At 45.7% G+C, this 9,788-nt stretch carries 8 protein-coding genes and 1 pseudogene; 5 read left to right on the forward strand and 4 right to left on the reverse strand.

The features are described 5' to 3' along the window. Together BXY_RS23485 and BXY_RS04435 are read right to left on the reverse strand one after the other, a co-directional pair. Positions 1 to 81 (reverse strand): annotated as a pseudogene (locus tag BXY_RS23485) (N-acetylmuramoyl-L-alanine amidase); the annotation flags it as partial. Between the two features lie 53 nt (positions 82 to 134). Then, on the reverse strand, positions 135 to 647 hold the full coding sequence (locus BXY_RS04435; RefSeq protein ID WP_008022053.1) for an HU family DNA-binding protein: 513 nt from the start codon (positions 645 to 647) through the stop codon (positions 135 to 137). A 295-nt stretch (positions 648 to 942) separates the two neighbouring features. Between BXY_RS04435 and BXY_RS04440 the strand changes: the two genes are divergently transcribed. Then, positions 943 to 1,188 carry a DUF4248 domain-containing protein gene (locus BXY_RS04440; RefSeq protein ID WP_004297879.1) on the forward strand — a complete coding sequence of 82 codons (246 nt, stop codon included), beginning with the start codon at positions 943 to 945 and terminating at the stop codon, positions 1,186 to 1,188. A gap of 485 nt (positions 1,189 to 1,673) precedes the next feature. On the opposite strand, the gene BXY_RS04445 is transcribed toward BXY_RS04440, so the two are convergent. Beyond that, positions 1,674 to 1,898 carry a hypothetical protein gene (locus BXY_RS04445; RefSeq protein ID WP_004315501.1) on the reverse strand — a complete coding sequence of 75 codons (225 nt, stop codon included), beginning with the start codon at positions 1,896 to 1,898 and terminating at the stop codon, positions 1,674 to 1,676. Positions 1,899 to 2,181: 283 nt separating this feature from the next. Here BXY_RS04445 and BXY_RS04450 point away from each other — a divergent pair, with 283 nt between their 5' ends. Both BXY_RS04450 and BXY_RS04455 read left to right on the forward strand, forming a co-directional pair. After that, positions 2,182 to 4,374 (forward strand): VapE domain-containing protein, encoded by a 2,193-nt coding sequence (locus BXY_RS04450; RefSeq protein ID WP_208946763.1) that lies wholly within the window; start codon positions 2,182 to 2,184, stop codon positions 4,372 to 4,374. Positions 4,375 to 4,562: 188 nt separating this feature from the next. Continuing rightward, positions 4,563 to 6,311 (forward strand): ATP-binding protein, encoded by a 1,749-nt coding sequence (locus tag BXY_RS04455; RefSeq protein ID WP_208946764.1) that lies wholly within the window; start codon positions 4,563 to 4,565, stop codon positions 6,309 to 6,311. A gap of 225 nt (positions 6,312 to 6,536) precedes the next feature. Here BXY_RS04455 and BXY_RS04460 read toward each other — a convergent pair whose 3' ends face one another. Continuing rightward, positions 6,537 to 8,156, reverse strand: a complete 1,620-nt coding sequence (locus tag BXY_RS04460) for an ABC-F family ATP-binding cassette domain-containing protein (protein WP_004315798.1) — start codon at positions 8,154 to 8,156, stop codon at positions 6,537 to 6,539. A 284-nt stretch (positions 8,157 to 8,440) separates the two neighbouring features. On the opposite strand from BXY_RS04460, the gene BXY_RS04465 reads away from it, so the two are divergent. Further along, the gene (locus BXY_RS04465) at positions 8,441 to 9,022 is read left to right on the forward strand and encodes a nucleotide exchange factor GrpE (RefSeq protein WP_004315797.1); all 582 of its coding nucleotides are present in this window, start codon (positions 8,441 to 8,443) and stop codon (positions 9,020 to 9,022) included. Between the two features lie 115 nt (positions 9,023 to 9,137). Beyond that, positions 9,138 to 9,788, forward strand: a 651-nt coding sequence (locus BXY_RS04470) for a DnaJ domain-containing protein (RefSeq protein ID WP_208946765.1), incomplete at its 3' end; no start/stop codon positions are given.

The raw sequence follows: 9,788 nt of genomic DNA on the forward strand, positions 1-9,788 counted from the left end.
CATCTCCAAGTCATCCGGGGTGAGAGAACGGTCGGCACGGGTGGCGGAACAGTGGATCACGATCAAATTAATCTTTCTCATCATAGTGCCACTATTTTTCTTATCAGTTGTAAACATTATCTGCACTCTACGAATTAAGCTGCCGGATCCGGAGCTTCACCGCTACCGCCTCCACTACCTCCACCGGAGTCTCCGCCACCTTCATCACCGGGATCTTCACCATCGGTTTTCTTTTTCTTGGGCGCGTCGAGATCCAGAAACTCGATTTTCTCACCGGCACGGGTAGACGTCAGATTAGGACGGACACTGCTCGAAGGACGGAAATTGATGTTCACCGTCTTGATGTTCTTCATCGTACACTCATCTTTCGTGTCCACTCCCCGCGTGGTAGCGGAAAGGCTGAATACACCAAAATCATGGATATTGACGGATTTACCGTCGAACAGCGCCGTACGCATCGCTTCTACGAGATTAGTCAGCACACTCTGAATGTCACCCAGCGACAGGGAACTTTTCTCTTTCATCGTGTAAGCAAGTTTATCCAGGTCTACACTCTGTCCCTGCGTCACAAGTTGCGGATGATACTTCACCACCCCATCAACCTTTCTCGGGTCTTTACGACCCATTCTTTTAAATGGTATTGCCATGATAAATTAAAAATTGAGAATTAATAATTGAAAAATAAATATTACAAATTGCGGTTGCCGCAATCAATATCGGAAGAGAGGAACGAGCTCTGTTTCTTTTTCTTTCGACACCTCAAAGGTAGTGTATTATAAGAGGATGAGATGACGTACTTTGTCTTACTTTGACCTAGTTTGTCTTACTTTCATTCAGAATGTATTTACTTTTATTCAGAGTGATTTTATTTTACTTATATACTTGGACAAGCGGGAGATTTTCCGTATATTTGGAATACGATAAAATTAATTTTCCGAAGATATGAAAGCAGAAAAAGAAGAGATAGCAGAGGAGCCGTTTGTCATACGTCCGTATTTGAAATCGGAGCTGGCACATTTATATAATCCATATGTACCGTTGGTGTATGCCATGCGAAAAATGAGGGAGTGGATCAGAAATAACAAGGAATTATATGACGCAATGTATAGCGGCGGCGAAGGAAAAAACGACCACGCTTATAGTGCAAGGCAGGTGCGGCTCATCGTGAGGTATCTTGATGAGCCATGAATCTCTTTAGGGCAAGTGCTGATTAGCTATAACGAAAATAAAATTAGCTATAATGAAATCGAAATTAGCTATAATGAAATCAGAATTAGCTATAATGAAATCAAGATTAGCTATAATGAAAACAAAAGCGGTTATGGGGGTATTCTGTCCAATATCTGTTTTATAATGCCAGCCCTGCAACTGTGCCCTGTCGACATTATGATGGGACTCCGTATAATACATGGTATCTTGAGGACAAACAGGCTGTGTGTTTTCTTATTGAATGCTGTTAGTTTTCTTACTTAATAATGTACACGTGCGCAGGCGCGAGAGAATATTCTTTTTATATAGAAAAAGCGTGTAATTGAGGTGGAGGGGTTCCACCTCAATTACACGCTTTTTCCATCAAATAAAATATATAAAGAGAATAAAAAGTATAAGTAAACGATAGGAACAAAATAAAACGTACCTTTGCGTCTTTTTAGACCAACATTTTTTAACACTAATCAAATAACACTTAAAATCATGAGAAAAAAGACATTTTTTCCGAAGGCTTCGTTTACCAGAACAAACAGGCTGTAACACTCGAAAAGGGAGAATTTCCCCAAGTATCCCAGTTTATCACGCAAATGCTTGGCACTGTCAACAATTTGTATACCAACAGAATAGAGGTAAGTCCAGGCGACCGCAAGAAGTTTCTCCTCCCCTTTGTCCATCTCTGTTATGACCATGACTCTGTTTTTAACATTAAAAGCCCCAAATACTTTGCAGAGTTGTTGTTTATGGCTGTTGATTTCAAGAAATCGGATGATTCGGACGAATCATTAAGCGTGGAAGAGATTGATTATGAGATACAAAGAATGAAAAGAACGCTTCTTGAAGATTAACACGAAAGAACCGACTGTTAAAAAACTGCTTTTTGAGTACCAAAAGCAGTTTTTTTATTCTATATGAAAAGCCGTCCTTTGCAGTGTGTTAATATTGACACGACTTACATTCATATCAATAATTAAAATGGAAAATATCTCAATAACGACATACAGGGGATTATCACTCGTATCAGGAAGTATCAGTATCCGGCAAATGTTCGAATTTATCCGGGGAGAGATCTATCGCGACAGAATCCGGAGACTCCGGGAAGCAATGGATGCAGGAGAAACGGTGAAAGCAGACCACATGAAGAAGCAACTGCCCTACTGCACCATCACGGCTACTTACGCCAAGGAAAGGCTAGCTTACAGTCTGGACAAGTATCAGGACATCATCACGCTCGACTGTGACGATATGCCGGCAGAAAAGATCCCGGAATTCCGCCAACTAGTGAACGATTGCCCCGACACGCTAGGCAGCTTCGTCAGCCCCCGGATGCACGGGCTAAAGATCTTCGTCTATCTTACCGGCAATGAAGCGGAAGCCTTACGCACCGAACTGAACGCATTGGGAACCGTAGACTTCCTCACCCTCGAACGCTACCACCACCGCATATACGCCCTGGCAAGCAGCCAATATGAAAAGCTGCTCAATACCAAAGTAGACACCAGCGGAAGCGACCCGGGACGCGGATTCTTCGTGTCGCACGATCCGGACGCTTTCCTCTCTACCGAACGACTGGAAAACGTAAAACCGCTGACCGTAAAAGTGACACTGCCCACTGAAGAAGAATGTAAAAACAAGAAGCGCAAGAATTCGGGAAAACGATCCCCGCTCCTCCCCGTGCAGGAGAATGCGTCGCCCATCGACCTGCAAGTGCAACTCGACTTCCGCAAGGCGCTGGAGTACACCAAACGCAAAGAACGTCTCGAGATAGGCAACCGGGACAATTTCTTCTATTGTCTCGGCAATCAGTGTTACCACCGCCATATCACGGAAGAGGAAGCCGTCAGTCTGGCACACAGTCATTTCGGCGACCTACCCGACTTCGACCTCGAACTGCCCTTGCACAATGCTTACCAATACACCTCAAAGACCGATCAGGCAGAAGAAGAAAGCCAACAACCGAGAATATGCCAGGTCATCAAATTTATGGACGAACACTACGAAATCAGGAGAAACGTGGTGAAAGAGCAAATCGAGTTCCGGAAAATAATACCTGATCTCCCTAAAACAGAGCAGCCGCCTTTCAGTACATTGCGCACAAAGGATGTCAACACATTCTATATCAACGCACAGATGAAGAAGATATACAGTTCGCAAGCTAATTTGAAAGCACTGGTAGACTCGGACTATGCAAAGCCGTTCAACCCGTTTATTCATTATTTCACCTCACTCCAGACATGGGACGGGAAAACAGACCACATCGGCCAACTGACAAAAACAGTGAAAGCGGCAGACCAGGCCTTTTTTGAAGACAGCTTCCGCCGCTGGCTGGTGGGAATGGTGGCATGTGCCATCGACGACGAAGCGCAAAACCACCAGTTGATGCTGCTCCACGGCGCACAGGGAAAAGGCAAGAGTACTTTTGTCCGCCATCTCCTCCCACCGGAGCTGAAGGATTATTATCGCAACGGCATGATTAGTCCCGACAACAAAGACCATCTCCTGCAAATGTCGTCCTGCCTGCTCATCAATCTGGATGAGTTTGATACGCTCTCTCCCGCACGCATGCAGGAGTTGAAAAGTCTCATCACGCAAGATGTGATGAACGAACGGAAGGTTTACGACATCCAGAATTATACGTTCATCCGCCGCGCATCATTCATCGCCAGCACCAACAATCCGCACTGTCTGCCGGACATTGGCGAGAACAGGCGCATCCTGTTTAATACGTTGCTGGAAATAGATTATCACACGCCTGTCAACCATCAGGGGATATATGCACAAGCATACGCACTCTACCGGCAGGGGTTTCAATATTGGTATGAGAACCAGGAGATTACGTTTCTCAACAACCGCAATGAGGCGTTCCGCCAAAAAGATCCGGTAGAGGAGAATCTTTTCTTCTATTTCCGGGCAGCCAGACCAAACGATATACAAGCAAAATGGTATCCTGCCTCCCAGCTGCTGTCGGTATTGAGCATGAACGGACGCACACAAGCCAACGCACAGATGAAACAAATGCTGGTCACGGTATTGGAAAACAACCATTTCCACTCACGGAAGACCTCCAACAACATCACGGAATATTGGGTGGTGGAGTATTCGGCCGAAGAGCGCAAAGAAAATTCAATACGCCCGCAGCTTCCGGTGCAGACGGGGTTGGAGTTGTAGTTTTCCCGCGAAATGGCAGTTTTCCCACGGATAGTCGTTTTTCCACAAAATAGCTTTTTCCTCCGGATAGTCGTTTTTGCACGAAATAACAGATAAACGGATAAATTAGTGGCATTAAACGTGTCACATTCATCCGTTTTCCGTATATTTGCTCGATATGAATGATGAATAAAGAAAGGAATCGCAATATGATGAAGCAAATACCATACGGATTGACGGATTTCGGTCGCATCCAAAAAGAAAACTATTATTATGTGGATAAGACGATGTTTATCGAAAAGATAGAAATGCAACCGTCTTATCTGTTCCTGATCCGCCCCCGGCGCTTCGGGAAAAGTCTGACGCTGGCAATGCTGGAGGCTTATTATGACGTTCGGTATGCCGACCAGTTCGACGAATTGTTCGGCCATCTGTATATCGGGCAGCATCCTACGCCGATACATAACCAGTTTCTCATCATGAGATTCAATTTCTCGGAAGTGAGTTCGAATATCAATGAGGTGGAGGAATCTTTCCGGTTGCATTGTTGCGGGAAACTAAGACATTTTCTGCAAAAGTACGAACATATATTGGGAAAGGAGATCTGGAACGTGCTGAACGAAGAAACGCTCGAAGAACCGGGAGCACTGTTATCTGCCATCAATTCGTATGCCACCCTCAAGGGAGACATTAAAATCTACCTCCTGATTGATGAATACGATAATTTCACGAATACCATTCTTTCTACTTACGGCACGGACTTATATCGAAAAGCGACGCATGGCGAAGGGTATATCCGCAGGTTTTTCAATGTAATCAAAGCCGCCACGACAGGAATGGGTTCTGCCGTCAACCGTTTGTTCATCACAGGAGTAAGCCCGGTGACGATGGACGACGTGACAAGCGGATTCAACATCGGAACGAATATCACCACCGACCCGTGGTTTAACGACCTTGTAGGTTTCAGCGAGAAGGAATTGCGCGAGATGCTGACGTATTATAAGGAACAAGGCGCTCTCCCGATGTCGGTAGACGATGCGGTGACAATGATGAAGCCTAACTATGACAATTATTGCTTCAGTGAAAATAAATTAGCAGATTGTATGTTCAACTCGGACATGGTGCTCTACTGCATGAAGTCATTGATATTGCACGGAGTGAAACCTAAAGAGATTGTAGATCCCAATATCCGTACGGACTTTAACAAGCTTGCCTACCTTGTCCGTCTCGACCATGGACTGGGCGAAAACTTCTCCGTCATCAAGGAGATTGCGGAGCAAGGCGAGATAGTGACTGAAATAGTCACCCATTTCTCCGCATTGGAAATGACGGACGTGGGCAACTTCAAATCTCTGCTGTTCTATTTCGGACTGCTTTCTATCAAAGGGGTGGATATGATGGGGCGTCCCATCCTGCACATTCCCAATCTGGTGGTTCGCGAACAGCTATTCAATTTCCTGATTCAGGGATATGCCCGTCATGACATCTTCAAGCTCGACGTGAACCGTCTGCGCACTCTGTTTGAGAATATGTCTTTCAAAGGAGACTGGAAACCGTTGTTCGAATTTCTAGCAGAGGCCATTCGGGAGCAGAGCCGGATAAGGGAGTACATAGAAGGGGAAGCTCATATCAAAGGATTCCTCCTCGCCTATCTAAGTATGTTCCGCTATTATCAACTATATCCGGAATATGAGATGAATAAGGGTTTTGCCGATTTCTTCTTTAAGCCCAGTCCGGCGGCACCCGTATCTCCACCGTACACGTATCTATTGGAGGTGAAGTATGCGAAAGCAGGAGCATCGGAGAAAGAGATACGCGCGCTTGCCGATGATGCGCGGGAACAGTTGATTCGCTATAGCAAGGATGAATGTGTGGCAGAAGCTCGTGAGAAAGGGGGATTGAAACTGGCAACGATCGTATGGCGCAGTTGGGAATTGGTGCTGATGGAAGAGGTATAATAAAGTACTTGTCACATCACAAACACCGATTTAGGTATGCACTCACCTCCACATCTGATATTGGGCTAAATAAATAATCTCATCAGAACAGGTGAATGGAATCCTATCTATAAAAATCAGGCGCGGATTGCACGAATTGCACGATTTCTTTAAAATCAGAAACGTGTTATCCGTGTAATTCGCGCCTAAGTTTTATACGATGGTTACGACGTCCAAGACGGGAAATTACTTGTCCCCGTACATCTTCGCTCTCAATTCCTTGATGTGATCGGACGTGATATATTCGTCATACTCCATCATCTTGTCGATGATACCATTCGGTGTCAGTTCGATGATACGGTTGGCAACCGTCTGGATAAACTCGTGGTCATGAGAAGAGAAAAGGATGTTTCCCCTGTATGTCTTCAGGTTGTTGTTGAATGCCTGGATAGATTCCAAATCCAAGTGGTTGGTCGGAGTGTCCAGAATCAGACAGTTTGCATTGCGGAGCTGCATACGGGCAATCATACAACGCATCTTCTCACCTCCGGAGAGTACGCTTACTTTCTTCAACACCTCTTCGCCGGAGAAAAGCATACGGCCGAGGAAACCTTTCATATACACTTCGTTTCCTTCGCCAAACTGGCTCAACCAGTCCACCAGGTTGAGGTCGGTATTGAAGAAATCGGTATTATCCAGCGGCAGGTAAGCAGTGGTGATAGTTACCCCCCAGTTGAAGGTACCGGCATCCGGCTTCATGTTTCCGTTGATGATTTCGAAGAACGCAGTCATCGCACGCGGGTTGCGCGACAGGAATACCACTTTGTCACCTTTCTCTACGTTGAAGTTGACGTCGTTGAAAAGCACTACGCCTTCTTCCGTCTTCTTGCTCAATCCGGAAACTTCCAGAATCTGGTTGCCCGGCTCACGTTCGGGAGTGAAGATGATGCCCGGATACTTACGTGAAGAAGGTTTGATTTCCTCTACGTTCAGTTTCTCCAACATCTTCTTACGGCTCGTGGTCTGCTTGCTCTTCGCTACGTTGGCACTGAAACGGCGGATAAATTCTTCCAACTCTTTCTTCTTCTCTTCAGCCTTCGCCTTCTGGTTCTGCTGCTGACGGAGAGCCAACTGGCTGGATTCGTACCAGAAACTATAGTTACCGGCAAACATATTGATTTTTCCGTAGTCGATGTCTACGGTGTGCGTACATACAGAATCGAGGAAGTGACGGTCGTGGCTCACTACCAATACGGTATGCTCGAAGTTGGAGAGATACTCTTCCAACCAGGTCACTGTCTCCATATCCAAGTCATTGGTAGGCTCATCGAGCAAGAGATTGTCCGGATTTCCGTACAATGCCTGCGCCAGCATGACACGCACTTTTTCCTTACCGCTCAACTCACCCATCAATACATAATGCTTATCTTCTTTCACGCCCAGTCCGCTCAACAGCATGGCTGCGTCGCTTTCCGCATTCCATCCGTCCAACTCGGCAAATTTCTCTTCCAACTCGGATACTTTCAGTCCGTCTTCATCTGTGAAATCTTCTTTCGCATACAATTCTTCGCGTTGCTTCATGATGTCCCACAACACAGTATGCCCCATCATCACAGTATCCATAACGGTATAAGAGTCCCACTTAAAGTGGTCCTGGCTCAACACCGAAAGGCGTTCGCCCGGTCCGAGCGCAATGGTACCCGTTGTCGGGTCCAAATCTCCGTAAATCGTACGAAGGAAGGTAGATTTTCCCGCACCGTTAGCACCAATAATACCATAACAATTACCACTCGTAAACTTCAAGTTTACGTCATTAAACAACACTCTTTTACCAAACTGTACCGAAACGTTCGAAACTGTAATCATCTTCTTTATTTACTATTTTACTAGTTACTATTTTACTATTAACTATTTTAGCGTGCAAAGTTAGACATTTAAAATGAATTATGAGCTATCTGATATGTGCCAATCTGACATAAAAGTGTTACCTTTGCTGCGTTTTTTGGCAAAACAGCCAACTTGGCAAAGTTTTTGCAGACAAAATCAATGACATCCGGTCAGCCCGGTATGTTTATTGGCGTTATTTTACCAAGTAAGATAACGTGTGTGTTAAATAGTAAATAGTAACTAGTAAAATAGTAAATACCAAGATGGATCCGAAAGAAAAAAAAGTGAAGGAAGAAGAACTGAACGTTGAGGAAACTCAAAACCATGCGGAAGAACAACCGCAAAACGAACAAGCGGAGGACGCCACTCCCCTGACTCATGAAGAAGAGTTGGAAAAAGAACTGGAAAAGGCCCAAGAGGAGATTGAAGAGCAGAAAGATAAATACCTGCGCTTGTCTGCCGAATTTGACAACTACCGGAAACGCACCATGAAGGAGAAGGCCGAACTGATTCTGAACGGTGGCGAAAAGAGCCTTAGCAGTATTCTTCCGGTGGTGGACGACTTCGAACGTGCCATCAAAACAATGGAAACGGCAACAGATGTCAATGCCGTAAAAGAAGGAGTAGAACTGATTTACAATAAATTTATGGCTGTCTTGGCACAAAACGGTGTGAAAGTCATCGAAACAAAAGACCAACCACTGGACACTGATTACCATGAAGCCATCGCGGTAATCCCCGCACCGTCGGAAGCACAGAAAGGTAAGATTCTGGACTGTGTGCAAACGGGATATACACTGAACGACAAAGTGCTCCGCCACGCTAAAGTGGTAGTAGGAGAATGAGGAGATTTATGAATTATGATTTATGATTTATGGCTGCGCTATTGGTCTGCAGAGTAAATCATAAATCAGAATTCATAAATCATAAATCTTTTCAATCATAAATCAATAAATGGGCATGGCAGAAAAAAGAGACTATTACGAAATATTGGAGGTGACGAAGACAGCCACAGTAGAAGAAATAAAGAAAGCATACCGTAAGAAAGCAATTCAGTATCACCCCGACAAGAATCCGGGCGACAAGGAGGCTGAAGAGAAATTTAAGGAGGCGGCCGAGGCATACGACGTGTTGAGCAATCCGGAGAAGCGTTCGCGTTACGATCAGTTCGGTCATGCGGGAGTGAGCGGTGCGGCAGGAAATGGCGGTCCGTTCGGTGGTTTCGGTGGCGAGGGAATGTCGATGGATGACATCTTCTCTATGTTTGGCGACATCTTTGGTGGCCGCGGCGGCGGTTTCGGGGGAGGCTTCGGAGGATTCAGCGGATTTGGCGGCGGTGGCGGTTCACAGCAACGCCGGTATCGCGGCAGTGACCTCCGTGTGAAAGTGAAGCTGACGTTGAAGGAAATCTCTACCGGAGTAGAAAAGAAATTTAAACTCAAAAAATATGTGCCGTGCGACCAGTGTCATGGCACGGGTGCCGAGGGTGACGGCGGATCGGAGACTTGTCCTACTTGTAAGGGTAGCGGCTCGGTGATCCGTAACCAGCAGACCATTCTGGGCACGATGCAGACTCGCGTCACTTGTTCTACGTGTGGCGGCGAGGGAAAG

It is taken from the genome of Bacteroides xylanisolvens XB1A, from assembly GCF_000210075.1.
Taxonomy (GTDB): domain Bacteria; phylum Bacteroidota; class Bacteroidia; order Bacteroidales; family Bacteroidaceae; genus Bacteroides; species Bacteroides xylanisolvens.